Source organism: Shinella sp. NM-101, assembly GCF_021401195.1.
Taxonomy (GTDB): domain Bacteria; phylum Pseudomonadota; class Alphaproteobacteria; order Rhizobiales; family Rhizobiaceae; genus Shinella.
The window spans coordinates 678,907-692,823 of record NZ_JACBFT010000001.1 but is presented as its reverse complement, the minus strand read 5'-3'; the positions used below and the strand labels follow the sequence as shown (position 1 = coordinate 692,823).

The following is a 13,917-nucleotide window of genomic DNA, read 5'->3' as shown; positions in this document are numbered from 1 at the left end:
CTGCCATCGGACACGGCCTGCGCCGTCCGGGCGCAGGATGGCTTGCGACCGGGCCCCTGGCGGCCCCAGTTGAGGAGAGAACCATGAAGAAGCAGATTTTCGCCGGAGCCTTCCTTGCGGCCTCCGTCGCCTTTGCGCCGCTCGCCCATGCCGATATCGTCATCGGCCTCATCGCCCCGCTCACCGGCCCCGTTGCCGCCTATGGCGACCAGGTGAAGAACGGCGCGGAAGCGGCCGTCGACCAGATCAACAAGAACGGCGGCATCCTCGGCGAAAAGGTCGTGCTGAAGCTGACGGACGATGCTGGCGAGCCCAAGCAGGGCGTTTCGGCCGCCAACCAGATCGTCGGTGAAGGCATTCATTTCGTCGTCGGCCCGGTCACGTCAGGCGTTGCTATCCCGGCTTCCGACGTGCTGGCCGAGAACGGCATCCTGATGGTCACCCCGACCGCGACCGCGCCCGATCTCACCGCCCGCGGCCTCACCAACGTTCTGCGCACCTGCGGCCGTGACGACCAGCAGGCCGAAGTCGCCGCTACCTACGTGCTGGCGAACCTGAAGGACAAGAAGGTCGCCATCGTCCACGACAAGGGCGCCTACGGCAAGGGGCTTGCCGACGCGTTCAAGGCGGCGCTCAACAAGGGCGGCGTCAACGAGGTGCTCTACGATTCCGTCACGCCCGGCGACAAGGACTTCAGCGCGCTTGTCACGCGCCTCAAGTCCGAGGGCGTCGAGGTCATCTACTTCGGCGGCTACCATCCGGAAGGTGGCCTGCTCGCCCGCCAGTTGAAGGACATGTCGGTCAGCGCCACGATCATCGGCGGCGAAGGCCTCTCCAACAGCGAATACTGGGCGATCGGCAACGACGCTTCGGCCGGTACGCTCTTCACCAACGCGTCCGACGCGCTGAAGAGCCCCGACTCGCAGGCGGCCGTCGCCGTGCTCAAGGAGAAGGGCATTCCGCCGGAAGCCTTCACGCTCAACGCCTATGCCGCCGTCGAGGTTCTGAAGGCCGGCATCGAGAAGGTCGGCAGCGCGGACGATGCAGCCGCGGTCGCAACGGCCCTCAAGTCGGGCGAGGCCATCCCGACCGCCATCGGCAAGCTGACCTACGGCGAAACGGGCGACCTCACCTCGCAGAGCTTCTCGCTCTTCAAGTGGGAAGACGGCAAGATCGTCGCGGCCGAGTAAGGTCGTCGTCATTCGAATGCGGACGCCGGGGCTTTGCCCCGGCGTTTTCGTTTGAGGGGGAGGGCTGCCCCTTATCGCGCTGCCGCGACCTTCTCCTCGCAGGCGGGGAGAAGGGGAATGCCGGGCCGGTTCCTGCAAATCGGACCGATGGGGAAGAATGCAACGGTCCCACATGTCCCTTCTCCCGCTTGCGGAGAGAAGGTGCCGGCAGGCGGATGAGGGGCCGTCCCTTACCGCCCCGCTCGGAACTTCTCCTTCAGCCGCGCGACATCCGCTGCGCTCCAGTCCGTCACATCCGTCACCGCGATCCACGGATCGATATAGTGCTCGCCGGCATAGACGTGCCCGAGCCCCATGGGCGTCGTCGTCGCCATCGCCATGTCGAGCGTCAGTTGCAGGAAGGTGACGACGGGGTACCACTGGAAGTCCGGCGAGACGTCCGGCCCGCGCGGCACCGCCATCCAGGCGGGTTGGCGATAGAAGGAATAGGGATCGTAGAAGACGATCGGGTCGCTGGCATATTGCAGGTAGACGATGCGCATCGGCCCCCAATGGTCGCCTGCCTCGGGCAGGGCGTCGCGCTGGCTGGTGAAGCGCACATAGGAGCCGTCGCGGAAGCGCGGCAGCCAGGCGGGCGTGCCGGGATCGCGGTCCGCCGTCATCTTGCGCCAGATGCGGCTGGGGAAGGGCGGTCCGGCCCAGAGCGCGCCCTGGTAGGGATCGCCGATCACCTCGAAGAGTTCGGCCGACTGCTCGGAGGAGAGCGCGCCGAGGCTGAGGCCGTAGAGGTAGAGCTTCGGCCGGTGCTCCCTGGGCAGTTTCGTCCAGTGGCCGTAGACGGCGTGGAAGAGCGCGCGCGCGGCCTCCGCCCCGTAATCGGGCTCGGCCAGCAGCGAGAGCCAGCTTGCGAGATAGGAGTACTGGATGGCGACGCTCGCGATGTCGCCGTGGTGCAGGTACTCGACCGTGTCGATGCCTTCGGGATCGACCCAGCCGGTGCCGGTCGGCATGATCACCAGCAGCGTCGATCGCTCGAAGCCGCCGACGCGGATGAGCTCGTCGAGCGCGATCCTGGCGCGTTCCTCGGGTGTCTCGGCGGCGTTCAGTCCGGCATAGACGCGCAGCGGCTCCATGGCCGGCTTGCCGGTGAACGCGGCGATGTCAGCGGCGGCCGGCCCGCTCGCCACGAAGAAGCGGCCCATGCGGCCGAGGTCGTCCCAGCGCACCAGAGAGGCGCTGCTGCCCGATTTCAGCGGATCGACGGGCTCGGCCGTATCCGGCTCGATCACTTGGTCGAGCCGCTGGAAGGAGGAATCGGCCGTATGCAGGATGAAGCGCACGAGAACGCCGTCGGCCAGCGTCCAGAACAGCGTCGCGGCAAGCGCCGTGCCGATGACATAGGACAGCCGGCGCGGGGCCGCCCGCCGCGAGGTGCTGGCGAAGAGCCGGACGGACAGGGCGAAGAGCCGCCCGAGCCCGAGCAGGACGAGGAAGACGCCCAGCGCGATGAGCCCGACATAGAACGGATGCGCCGTCTCGATCGGCGGCAGATGCATCAGCGTGCGGATGGAGTTCTGCCATTCGGCCGTGCGCCACAGGAAGACGAGCACCACGACGCCGCAGGCCCCGCCCGCAAGCGCCTTGAGCGCCAGGCGCTTGCGGTCCTTCGGTTCCGGCAGCTCCAGCCAGAACCACAGGGCGGAGAGCAGCACGCCGAGGCCGTAGCCGCAGGCCATGGCGACGCCGGAAAGCAGGCCCTGCGTGACATAGGTTCGCGGCAGGAGGCTCGGCGTCAGCGAGGCGGCGAAGAGAAGCGTGCCGAGGATCAGCCCCGTGGCGGAGAAGGAGAGGACAACACGCCAGAACCAATCCCGCACGGCCGATCTCCATTCCGTTTCCTGCCTTGTGGGCGCAAACTTGCATGCCGGCCGGAGCGGCGCAACCCGGCATTGCCGCGCGCCCGGCAAACAAACCTGCCCCTTGTCGGATCGGCGCGGTGACACACGTCCTTGTCATGTCCGAACCAGGAAGGAGACGGTCATGACCTATGTCGACGGATTTCTGCTGGCTGTGCCGAAGGCCAATCTCGAGGCCTACAAGGCGATGGCGCGCACCGCGGGCGCGGTGTGGAAGGAACATGGCGCGATAGACTATGTGGAATGCGTGGGCGACGACGTGCCCTATGGCGAGCTTACCTCGTTTCCCCGCGCCGTGCAGGCGAGCGACGACGAGATCGTGATCTTTTCCTGGATCACCTACGAATCGCGCGCGCAGCGTGACGCGATCCTTGCCAAGGTCATGGCCGACGCGCGCCTGCAGGGCGACGACTGGAAGGACGTCTTCGATGGCAAGCGCATGATCTATGGCGGCTTCCAGGCCTTCCTCGAGTTGTGAGCGGCGGCCGGTTGCGCTATCACGCGGGCGATACCGGAAGAAAGGACTTGCCGTGAAGGACCTCTATTACGCCATCGTCGGCACCACGACCGATACCAATGCGGGCCTCGCACGCTTCATGGGCGTCATCCTCGCCTTCATCGTGATCGTCGGCACGGTGTTCTGGGCGATCGGCTGAGCCGCCGCCGATGGCGCAGACGATCCTCTCCATCCCGACCCGCGGGCAGGGGCTCTACGAGTTCACCCGCGAGGCCGAAGGTTTCGTGCGCGCTGCCGGAGTGGAGGCGGGCCTGCTCACGGTCTTCGTCCGCCACACCTCCTGCTCGCTGCTCATCCAGGAAAATGCCGATCCGGATGTCCGGCGCGACCTCGACCGCTTCTTCCGCCGTCTCGTGCCGCCGTCCGACGATCCGTCCATGGGCTGGATCGTGCACACCCTGGAAGGGCCGGACGACATGCCCGCCCATATCAAGGCGGCGCTGACGCAGGTCTCGATCGGCATTCCGGTCATGGGCGGGCGGCTGGCGCTCGGCGCCTGGCAGGGGCTCTACCTCTTCGAGCATCGCGACCGGCCGCACCGTCGCGAAATCGTGCTGCATCTCGGTCCTTGACGGAACCGGTTCGCACGAAGGAACGTTTCTGGGGCGGTCCAGCGAGAGGAGAGGTCCATGGCTGACACGGAAAGCATCAACCACGCCGTCATCGAGGCATTGAATGCCCGCGACTTCGCCGCGCTCGCCGCCCGGGTGGACGAGGACGTCGCCATCTCCGGCATCGGCGAGGGCAGCGATAACGGCCGCGAGGCGCTGCGCGAGCGGCTCGCCCGCCATTTCCAGGCTTCCGACGAGAGCTATGGCGACGCGCTGGTGATGAGCGATGCGCTCGGCAACAATGTCGCGATCCGCGTGACGGCCCGCGGCGCGTCGGCCGGCGGCGCCTCCTATTCGAAGGAGAAGGTGATTCTCCTCGAACTGGAGGATGGTGTCATCACGCGCTTTTCCGTGTTTTCCGGTTCATGAAGTTGAACGCAGGCTGAACGGCGGATTCGGGCTGCGTTCAGATGCGCGGCTTTATGGTTTCCTCAATCGCCGGACAGAACCGACCGGTCGGAACGAACAGGAGATCCTTCCATGACGACCACTGTGAAAAAGATGTTTCTCGCTGCGGCCCTCGGCCTCGGCGCCCTGACCGCCTCCGTTCCGGCTGCCTCCGCCGCGGGCCTCAGCATAACCGTAGAGCCTGTCGGCTACCGCAACGGCTTCCTGCAGGTGCAGGATTATGATGGCGGCTGGGAGCGCGAGGACTTCCGCGGTCGCCGTGACCGCGGTGATCGCTGGGATGACCGTCGTCCCGACCGCCGCCCGGGCGAATGGGGCCGTCGCGGCCGTTGCTCGCCGGAACTGGCGATCGCCAAGGCACGCGATTTCGGCCTGCGCCGCGCCCGCATCGTCGACATGTCGCCGCGCCGCGTCGTGGTCGAGGGCTTCCGCCACGGCGACTACCGCCGCATCGTCTTCGCGAACGACCGCGGCTGCCCGGCCATGTGGCGTTAAGGACGGAGCCTGCCAAGGCCGGCACGCCCCGATCGGTAATGCTGTCCGGCGGTCACCCCCGGCCGGTGGATGGCTACCCTCCCGGTTCCACCGGGAGGGTTTTCGCGTTTTGAGGGGCATTGGCGGCAACGCATTTTTCAAGGCAGAAAAAAGGGCCGGTTTCCCGGCCCTTTTCTTGTCATGTGCGTTGCGTGTCCGCTCACTTGTCGAGCGCGAAGGTCACGTTGACGACGACGGAATAGCTGTTCTCGCCGGTCGCCATCGGCACGGAGCCGGCGGCGGCGTAATCCTTGGCGACGGCGCGCATCATCGGCATGGGCTCGGCGCGGTAGCTGGTTTCCGAGATTTCCAGCACGCGGCCGAGGCCGACGCCGGCGGCGGCCGTCAGTTCCTTCGCCTTGGCGATAGCGTTCTCGACGGCCTTCTTGCGCGCGGCGCTGACGGCGGTGTCCGGCTTGTCGTTGGTGAAGCGGATGCCGCCACCCTGGTTGGCGCCGAGCGTCACGGCCTTGTCGAGGATCTCGCCGAGCTTGGAGAGGTCGCGCACGCGCAGCGTCACCGTATTGGTGACCTGGAAGCCGGTGAGCACCGGCGGCGGGTTCTCGCCCGTCGAGCTCTGCGGATACTGGTACTGCGGGTTGATGGCGAAGCCGGAGGTCTGCAGGTCGCGCTCCTCGATGCCGGCTTCCTTCAGCGCGGCGAGGACTTCGGCCATGGCCTTGTTGTTGGCGTCGAGCGCCTCGCGGGCGGTCTTTGCATCCTTGACGACGCCGAGATCGATCAGCGCCATGTCGGGAGCCATTTCGGACGTGCCCTCGCCGGTGACGATGATGGTCGATTCGCGCGGCTTCGCCGTATCCTCGGCCCGTGCGGCCATCGGAGCGGCGGCGGCGAGCGCGAGCGAGAGGGCAACGAGGCTGGCGCCGGTGCGGCGGCCGAAGCTTCCGTGAAACATGTTGAAATATCTCCTGATGGTTGTGTCCCTTGCCGCGTTCTTCGCGCGCTATTGTGTAGAGAATACGGCAACGCTTGTGAGAAAGACCGATTTCGTCTAGACGCTTACCCACCGTCGGCCGCCATTGACCGACGACCCCGGCCACCCGGCCGGTTCGGGCCTGTAGCTCAATGGTTAGAGCCGGCGGCTCATAACCGCTTGGTTGGGGGTTCGAGTCCCTCCGGGCCCACCATTCTTGCTTAAAATCAAGAGCATTGGAATAGACAGCAGGCAAATCAGCCTCTTGCTCGGATCAGTTCGAGGATAGCTGTCGTATGAACAATCCGAAGAGCTCGGCCTGGCTGGAGATCTTCAGTTTGTGGTGGATGTTCTTGCGGTGGATCTTCACGGTGCCCGGGGTGATCTTGAGGGCCGTGGCGATCGAGGCGTTGGAGTGGCCGCGCAGGACCAAGGACGTGACCTCGACCTCGCGCGGGGTGAGGACGCCGTTGGTCATTCTGTTCAGGGTGTCGTTGATGGGGTCGTGGCCGGGGATCGGATCGGCGGCGACGGGATCGCTGCCGGTAACGCCCCAGTGCCGCTCGCAGATGGTGCGCAGCAGCGGCTCGGCGCCGCGGATCAGCGAGAGATCCCGCCGGCCGAAGGCGGGCGAGGCGACGGGGCGGGTGAAACTTATGACGATGCCGGTCCAGTTCGGCGTCCGGCACACGATGCCGACCTCGTCGCGGATGCCGGTCAGGACATAGTGCCGCCGGTAATATTCGGAACTGTAGAAGTGGTCCGGGGCCATGTCCTTCAGCCGGCGTATGGCCGAGCCCCTGGTGTCCATGGCCGCGCCATAGAAGGGGTCGAGCAGGTAGGGGCCGGCAATGTAGGCTTCGACGATCGTCTGGGCCCGCGTCGCATCCATGTTGTGGTAGCAGCAGACCGGCTTTTCAGCGCCGCGATAGGCGAAGACCATCAGGATGTCGAAATCGATGATGGTCGCCAGCGCGGCATCCAGGCGCTTGCCAAAGGCGCTGGTGCCGATGGCCTCCACGGCCGCCGCCACCGCGCTGTTCCAAGCCCCGAATCCCTGGTCCAATGCCTGCCCTTTCCCCCGTGCTGCGGAAATCCGTGTGCGGAACGCGGCAGGCATCTTCTATCCCCGCGGGGATATTTCCATGCCACGGCACCCGGCCGTAGGCTAACCGCAATGCTGGGAACAAGTCATGTCGAAATCACAAAAATCAAGCGAAACCTTCGAGACGAAGCTTCAGGAGATCGGCGCCCGTTCGGTGCATATCGGCATGGTGGACCCGGAAGGTGAATTCCGCGACAAGCTGGTTTCCGCCGAAAAGGCGGTGAAGCTGGCCAGGGACGGCTATCCGTTCTGCGAGGTTCTCTATTTCTGGGACATTGCGGAAAGCACCTATCGCGACGGCTCGTTCATCGACCGGCCGGCCAAGCTCCATGCCGATACGATACGCAAGTATCCCTTCGCGGACGACATGGCGCTGTGCCTTGCCGATTTCGAAGGCGAATTCGGCCGCCGGTCCCCGCGCAACGTCTGCCTCGCGCAGATGGACAGGGCCGCCGACCTCGGCTTCGACGTCCATGCGGCGTTCGAATTCGAGTTCTTCGTGTTCGACGAGACGGCGGAAAGCATGCGGGCGAAGCAGTATCGCGATCTCACGCATTTCGCGCAGGGCAACCGGACCTATTCGCTCCAGACGTCGGCGCTTCACGGCGACCTGCTTGCCGGCCTCGAGCAGACGATGGACGCGATGGGCGTGAAGCTCGATGCCATCCATACCGAGCTCGGCCCCGGCTGCTTCGAGGCGCCGCTCTATCATGCCAGGGGCATCAAGGCGGCGGACGATGCATTCCTGTTCAAGAACTTTGCCCGCGCCTATTTCGCCCGCAACGGCAAGACGGTGAGCTTCATGTCGAAGCTTTCGCCGAAACTGTCGGGGCAGTCAGGCCACCTTCACCTGTCGCTGCGCGACCGCGACGGCAATCCGGTGTTTTCCGATCCTTCCGCGCCCGACGGCCTGAGCCGGGCGGCACGGCATTTCCTGGGGGGGCTCCTCAGGTTCATGCCGGAATTCCTGGCCATGTGTTCGTCCACCGTCAACGCCTACAAACGCCTCGTGCCGGGCGCCTGGGCGCCGACGGCGGCCAACTGGGGCGTACAGAACCGCACCGCCGCCGTGCGCGTCGTCAACGACCAGCCCGAGAGCACGCGCATCGAATTCCGCGTGCCGTCCGCCGATACCAACCCCTATCTGGCGCTGGCGATGATGCTGGGCGCCGGGCTTGCCGGTATGCGCGAGGGTATAGAACCGCCGGAGGGCAGCGCCGAGGATTTCTATGCGTCCCGGCCGGCGCCGGAAGCGGTCTTCCCGCGCGACCTCCATGAGGCGGCCGCCCGGCTGCGCGCGAGCAGCAAGGCGCGGGAACTCTTCGGCGACGATTTCGTCGACAGCTTCGCCGAAAGCCGGGAGGTCGAGCATGCGCAGTACCAGAGACAGGTGAGCGAATGGGAGATCAGGCGCTATCTCGGCGTGGTCTGATGCCACGCCCCAATGAATGACAAAAGAGAGGAAGAAAAAATGAAAAAGGGAACAGCAGACATCAGTTCAAGCATCGGCGCGATGAAGCGCCGGTCCGTACTCAAGGGCATGGGGGGCCTCGGCCTCGGCCTTGCCGCCGCCGGCAGCGGCTTCATGGCATCGCGGCGCGACGCCGCGGCGGCCGAAAGCCTCAACTACATGTGCTGGGAAGGCTATAACGCTCCCAGCATCCTTGAGCCCTTCCAGAAGGCGAAGGACGCGTCGATCTCGGTCGACCTGATCACCGACTCCGCCGGCGGCTTTGCCAAGCTCGCCGCGGGCGCCTCGCGCGATTTCGACCTCGTCTCATCCGACAGCCCCTGGATCCAGCGCATGGGGCCGGCCGGGTTCTGCCGCTATATCGACGAGGCGGATTTCGCCGACCAGTTCGCCGAATTCTATCCGCAGTTCCGCGCCCCCTTCGCGCCGCTCGCCTTCGAGGGCAAGGCGACCGGCCTTCCGACCCGCTGGGGCTGGGTCGGCCCGACCGTCAACACCAAGTTCGACAAGCTCGAGACCTGGTCGAGCTATGCGCCGGTCTTCGACAGCGCCTACAAGGACAAGATCTGCCTGCTCGACTGGGGCGACTGGCCGATCATGCCGCTTGCGCTCTATGCCGGCGTGAACCCCTATGAGGAGCTCGACGAGGCCGCGCTCGAAGAGGTCCGCAAGGTCCTGCGGGCCGCCTTCAAGAACACGCGCGCCATCGTCGCCGATCTGGCGGTCGCCCAGAAGGGGCTGATCGACGGCTCCTTCCGCGCGCTCATCGGCGGCGGCACCTATGCCACCTCGGCCCTTCGCATGAAGGGGCACGACTACATCCAGTCCATCGTTCCCGAGCCGAAGAACGGCCTGAAGCAGGGCATCATCTGGATGGAGGCGACCGGCCTGATCGACAACGGCAAGAACTCGCAGATCGCGGCCGACTTCCTGAAGTACATCGTCTCGCCGGAGGTGGCGAAACAGCTTGCGATCACCGAGGCGACCTGCAACCTGGTGCCGAACAGCAAGACCGAGGCCCTGTTCTCCGAAGAGGAGAAGAAGGCCCTGCAGGTGGACTACATGTGGACCGCCTGGGACAACAGCCAGTTCCACACCGTGGCGCCGAACATCGACGACATGCTGGCGATCTGGCAGGAAGAACTCGCCGCGCGCTGATTTCGCGTGAAAGCAAGACGACAGGCCGCCCGAAGGGGCAGGCCTGTCCATACCCATTCCAGACATCAAGGAAACCGAGCTTGGCCAGCCCCATCATCGACGCGTCCGGTATCGTCAAGGACTATGGAGCGGTGCGTGCGCTTCACGGCGTCTCGCTGCAGATCGGCACCGGCGAATTCGTCGCGCTCGTCGGCCCGTCCGGCTGCGGAAAGACGACGCTCCTGAAGATCCTTGCGGGCTTCGAGGAGCCGACGGGCGGTCGTCTTGAGATCCAGGGCAGGGACATGCGCGGCGTGCCGGCCGCAAGCCGCCCCACGCGCATGGTGTTCCAGAAGCTCGCGCTCTTCCCGCACAAGACGGTTGCCGAGAATATCGGCTTCTCCCTGAAGCTCCAGAAGGTCGGGAAGGCGGAGGCCGGTGGCCGCATTCGCGCGATGCTCGACCTGATGCATCTCAAGCCGGAGTACCTGGAACGCTATCCCGCGCAGCTTTCCGGCGGCGAGCAGCAGCGCGTGGCATTGGCCCGCGCCCTGGTGTCCCGGCCGGGCGTGCTCCTGCTCGACGAGCCGATGAGCGCGCTCGACGCCAAGCTCAAGAAATCCCTTCAGGCGGAGCTCAAGAAGCTGCATCGCGAGATCGGCACGAGCTTCGTCCTCGTCACCCACGACCTCGAAGAGGCGATGATGCTGGCGGACCGGATCTGCGTGATGCGCGGGGGACATGTCGTGCAGGTCGGAACGCCCGCCGACATCTACTATCGTCCCGCCAACATGTTCGTCGCGGGCTTCATCGGCGAGACCAATTTCCTCCCCGTGACCGCAACCGCCGCCGGTGGCGGGATGGAGGTCGCTTCGCCGCTGGTCGCCGCCGGGCAAACGATCATCGCGCCCGAGCACGTATCGCCGTCGCTGTCGGCGAAGGGCACCGCGCTTCTCGTGCGGCCGGAAACCATCCGCTTCGTGAAGGGGGACGCGGCCCCGGGCGAATGGCTGCTGGACGGGCAGGTGGAGGAATATTTCATCAAGGGGGCGTCCACGCAGTACCGCATCCGCGTCCGCGGGCTCGATGCCGCCGTCATCATGGACCTTCCCGGATCGATCGTGCTGCCGGCCGTCGTCGGCGAGGCGGTGCGGATCGGTTTCGATCCCGTCCAAGCCTTCCTGCTGTCGGAGTGAGCATGAGGATCGAGCGCAAATCCTGGAACGACCCGGTTCTCGTCGCCACCGTCGCGCCGCTCGCGCTGGTCATGGTCGCGTTCTTCGTCGTGCCGCTCCTGATGACCGTGGTGCTGACCTTCCAGACGACGCAATTCTACCGCCTCGTCTGGACCTGGGACCTGAAAGTGTGGACCGAGGTCTTCTCCAAGCCGCATTACTGGACGATCATGATACGCACGGTGACGATGGCGCTGATCTGCGTCGTGCTCACTGTGCTGATCGCCTTTCCCGCCGCCTATGCGCTGGCGACGCGGCTGAAGACCTTCAAGACGCAGATCCAGATCCTCATCATCTTCGCCTTCCTGACCGATGCCGTGCTCAAGACCTTCGGCTGGATCCTCATCCTCGACAAGAACGGCGTCGCCAACTGGCTGCTGATGCATGCGGGTTTCCCGCCGGAGATGCTGAACCTGCTGTTCACGCCTGCCGGGACGATGATCGGCATGGTCTACAATCTCGTCGCCTATCCGATGTTCACGATCTACCTCTCGCTGGTGCGCATCGATCGCGACCTCGTTCTGGCGGCCTACGATGCCGGGGCCTCGCGCATCCGGACCTTTTTCGAGGTGACGCTGCCGTTGTCGCTGCCGGGGCTCTATTCCGGCGCCGTGCTGGTCTTCGTGCTGAGCCTCGGCGCCTTCCTGGAGCCCAAGGTGCTCGGCGGCGGCACGTCTCCGCTCGCGTCCGAACTGATCCGCCAGAGCTTCGAGACACGCGTGAACTGGCCGCTCGGCGCGGCGCTCACCGTGGTGCTGATTGCCATCGGCGCGTTGATGCTCGCCGCCTGCGCAGCCTTCGCCCTTCGCCGCACGTCCACCACGGAAAGGCCCGCATGATGTCGCAACGCATGCGCAATGCACTCGTCGATACGATGCTGGTCGGCACGGTCGTCCTGCTCCTGGTGTTCTTCTATGCGCCGATCGCCACGCTGGTCGCCTTCTCCTTCACATCCAGCCGCGTGCTGACGCTGCCCATCGAAGGCTTCTCCCTGCAATGGTACGGCGAACTCTTCAACAAGCCGGACTTCCTGCCCGCCGTCGTGAACTCCGCAGCCGTCGCCATGGTCTCGACCGTCTTCGCAACGGTGCTCGGCACTGCCGGCGCGGTCGCCTGGATCCGGTATCGCTTCCGCCTGCAGGGTGCGTTCCGGGGGCTCACCTTCGCGCCGCTGCTGTTTCCGCAGTTGCTGCTCGGCGTGGTCATGCTGTTGTGGTTCTCTGTGCTGGGTAGCTGGCTCGGCTTCTCGACCGGGCTCGTCACCGTCATCATCGGCCATGTCGTCTACATCACGCCCTTCGCCCTCGTCGTCGTGGCGGTGCAGGTCTATGGCTTCGACGAGACGCTGGAGGATGCCGCGCGCGATGCCGGCGCGAGCGGTTGGGAGGTGTTTCGCGAAATCACCTTCCCGCTGCTGTGGCCCGGCATTTTCTCCGCCGCCATCTTCTCGTTCCTGCTCTCCTGGGGAAATTTCTACGTTTCCTATTCGCTCGCGGGCACGGCGCGCACGCTGCCGATCTTCGTCTATAGTGGCATCGCCGTCGGTTCCTCGCCGATCTATCCGGCGCTCGCCACCATCAATCTCGTGCCGGCCTTCCTGCTGGTCATCGTCGCCGAAGTCCTGCGCCGCCGCGCGCTGAGGCGGCAGGCTTCCGGCATTTCCACCTCCTGACAAGCAAGGTCCGCACCATGTCCATCGACACGCCCGCCGTCACCAGCAACTGGAGCTTCCCCACCGCCGTGCGCTTCGGCAACGGCCGCATCGCCGGCCTCGGCGACATGGTGCGGGAACTTGGCGCCAGCCGTCCGCTCGTCGTCACCGATGCCGGGCTGAAGGACCTCTATCCCGTGCAGCGCACGCTGGAAGCGCTGAAGAGCGCGGGCCTCGGCGTCGAACTCTTCTGGAACGTCAAGCCCAATCCCACCGGCGGCAATGTCGCCGAGGGCGTCGAGGCGTTTCGCGCCGGGAACCACGATCTGGTCGTGGCGATCGGCGGCGGCAGCGCGCTGGATGCGGCCAAGGCGATCGCCTTCATGGCCCGCCAGACCATCCCCATGTGGGATCTGGAGGATATCGGCGACAACTGGAAGCGCGCGAACACCGCCGGCCTCGTGCCGGTCATCGCCATCCCCACCACGGCGGGCACCGGCTCTGAACTCGGCCGCTCCTCGGTGATCACGCATGAAGCGGAAAAGCGCAAGGTCATCGTGTTCCATCCGCGCATGATGCCCGACATCGTGATCATGGACCCCGAGCTCACCACCGGCCTGCCGGCGCATATCACCGCCGCCACGGGCATGGACGCGCTGTCGCATGCGCTGGAGGCGCTGAGCGCGCCATCCTTCCACCCGATGGCGGAAGGCATCGCGCTCAATGCGCTGCGGCTGATCCACAAGTGGCTGCCGGTCGCCACGCACGACGGCGGCAATCTCGAAGCGCGCGGCCAGATGCTGATCGCCTCCGGCATGGGCTGCGTCGCCCTGCAGAAGGGGCTGGGCGCCATCCACGCGCTCGCCCATCCGCTCGGCGCCCTCCACGATGCCCATCATGGCCTCTTGAACGCCGTGCTCATGCCCTATGTGGTCGAATTCAACACGCCGGCCATCGCCGATAAACTCGGATTGCTGGCCCGCGTCATCGACCTTCCGCGCAAGGATCCGGAAGGCGTCCTGAACTGGATCCTGGACCTGCGCAAGGACCTGTCCATCCCGGAAAAGCTGTCGGGCATGGGGTTGGTGAATGTCGACATCGGGAAGGTGGCCGAGATGAGCCTTCTCGACCCCTGCGCGGGAGGAAACCCGGTGAAGCTGGACGAACCGGGTGTCCGGCGGATTCTTGCCGCGGCGATGGGGTGAAAC

15 protein-coding genes and 1 tRNA gene are annotated in these 13,917 nt (G+C 65.7%); 13 read left to right on the top strand and 3 right to left on the bottom strand.

The features are described from left to right. The first annotated feature begins 83 nt into the window (after positions 1 to 83). Entirely contained in the window at positions 84 to 1,190 is a 1,107-nt protein-coding gene (locus tag L0976_RS03300) for an ABC transporter substrate-binding protein (protein ID WP_234186081.1), read from the top strand. Between the two features lie 230 nt (positions 1,191 to 1,420). Here the strand turns inward: L0976_RS03300 and L0976_RS03295 are convergent, their stop codons facing one another. Beyond that, on the bottom strand, positions 1,421 to 3,067 hold the full coding sequence (locus L0976_RS03295) for an alpha/beta-hydrolase family protein (protein WP_234186080.1): 1,647 nt from the start codon (positions 3,065 to 3,067) through the stop codon (positions 1,421 to 1,423). A 163-nt stretch (positions 3,068 to 3,230) separates the two neighbouring features. Between L0976_RS03295 and L0976_RS03290 the strand changes: the two genes are divergently transcribed. The 5 genes from L0976_RS03290 (at position 3,231) to L0976_RS03275 (ending at position 5,137) form a co-directional block, all read left to right on the top strand. Beyond that, entirely contained in the window at positions 3,231 to 3,584 is a 354-nt protein-coding gene (locus L0976_RS03290; RefSeq protein WP_234186079.1) for a DUF1428 domain-containing protein, read from the top strand. 52 nt (positions 3,585 to 3,636) lie between these two features. Beyond that, positions 3,637 to 3,762, top strand: a complete 126-nt coding sequence (locus L0976_RS28610; protein WP_255620075.1) for a hypothetical protein — start codon at positions 3,637 to 3,639, stop codon at positions 3,760 to 3,762. 10 nt (positions 3,763 to 3,772) lie between these two features. Next, complete coding sequence (locus L0976_RS03285; RefSeq protein ID WP_234186078.1) at positions 3,773 to 4,195, top strand: secondary thiamine-phosphate synthase enzyme YjbQ; 423 nt, start codon at positions 3,773 to 3,775, stop codon at positions 4,193 to 4,195. 57 nt (positions 4,196 to 4,252) lie between these two features. Then, entirely contained in the window at positions 4,253 to 4,603 is a 351-nt protein-coding gene (locus L0976_RS03280; protein ID WP_203319467.1) for a nuclear transport factor 2 family protein, read from the top strand. 111 nt (positions 4,604 to 4,714) lie between these two features. After that, on the top strand, positions 4,715 to 5,137 hold the full coding sequence (locus tag L0976_RS03275; RefSeq protein ID WP_203319466.1) for a hypothetical protein: 423 nt from the start codon (positions 4,715 to 4,717) through the stop codon (positions 5,135 to 5,137). 199 nt (positions 5,138 to 5,336) lie between these two features. On the opposite strand, the gene L0976_RS03270 is transcribed toward L0976_RS03275, so the two are convergent. Then, positions 5,337 to 6,092 (bottom strand): SIMPL domain-containing protein, encoded by a 756-nt coding sequence (locus L0976_RS03270; RefSeq protein WP_234186077.1) that lies wholly within the window; start codon positions 6,090 to 6,092, stop codon positions 5,337 to 5,339. A 156-nt stretch (positions 6,093 to 6,248) separates the two neighbouring features. On the opposite strand from L0976_RS03270, the gene L0976_RS03265 reads away from it, so the two are divergent. After that, positions 6,249 to 6,324: transfer RNA gene (locus L0976_RS03265), tRNA-Ile, on the top strand. A gap of 60 nt (positions 6,325 to 6,384) precedes the next feature. Here L0976_RS03265 and L0976_RS03260 read toward each other — a convergent pair. Then, positions 6,385 to 7,176 carry a helix-turn-helix transcriptional regulator gene (locus tag L0976_RS03260; RefSeq protein WP_234186076.1) on the bottom strand — a complete coding sequence of 264 codons (792 nt, stop codon included), beginning with the start codon at positions 7,174 to 7,176 and terminating at the stop codon, positions 6,385 to 6,387. Between the two features lie 127 nt (positions 7,177 to 7,303). On the opposite strand from L0976_RS03260, the gene L0976_RS03255 reads away from it, so the two are divergent. From L0976_RS03255 to L0976_RS03230, 6 genes are all read left to right on the top strand, one after another. Then, on the top strand, positions 7,304 to 8,647 hold the full coding sequence (locus L0976_RS03255; protein WP_234186074.1) for a glutamine synthetase family protein: 1,344 nt from the start codon (positions 7,304 to 7,306) through the stop codon (positions 8,645 to 8,647). 39 nt (positions 8,648 to 8,686) lie between these two features. Beyond that, on the top strand, positions 8,687 to 9,844 hold the full coding sequence (locus tag L0976_RS03250) for a PotD/PotF family extracellular solute-binding protein (protein WP_234186070.1): 1,158 nt from the start codon (positions 8,687 to 8,689) through the stop codon (positions 9,842 to 9,844). A gap of 80 nt (positions 9,845 to 9,924) precedes the next feature. Beyond that, positions 9,925 to 11,019, top strand: coding sequence for an ABC transporter ATP-binding protein (locus L0976_RS03245; protein ID WP_234186069.1), 1,095 nt, complete (start codon positions 9,925 to 9,927; stop codon positions 11,017 to 11,019). A gap of 2 nt (positions 11,020 to 11,021) precedes the next feature. Beyond that, entirely contained in the window at positions 11,022 to 11,897 is an 876-nt protein-coding gene (locus L0976_RS03240; protein WP_234186068.1) for an ABC transporter permease, read from the top strand. Next, positions 11,894 to 12,730: an ABC transporter permease gene (locus L0976_RS03235; protein ID WP_203319451.1), complete on the top strand. Its 837-nt coding sequence runs from the start codon at positions 11,894 to 11,896 to the stop codon at positions 12,728 to 12,730. Before L0976_RS03240 ends, L0976_RS03235 begins: the two co-directional genes overlap by 4 nt. A gap of 17 nt (positions 12,731 to 12,747) precedes the next feature. Further along, positions 12,748 to 13,914, top strand: coding sequence for an iron-containing alcohol dehydrogenase (locus tag L0976_RS03230; protein WP_234186067.1), 1,167 nt, complete (start codon positions 12,748 to 12,750; stop codon positions 13,912 to 13,914). Positions 13,915 to 13,917: the final 3 nt, after the last annotated feature.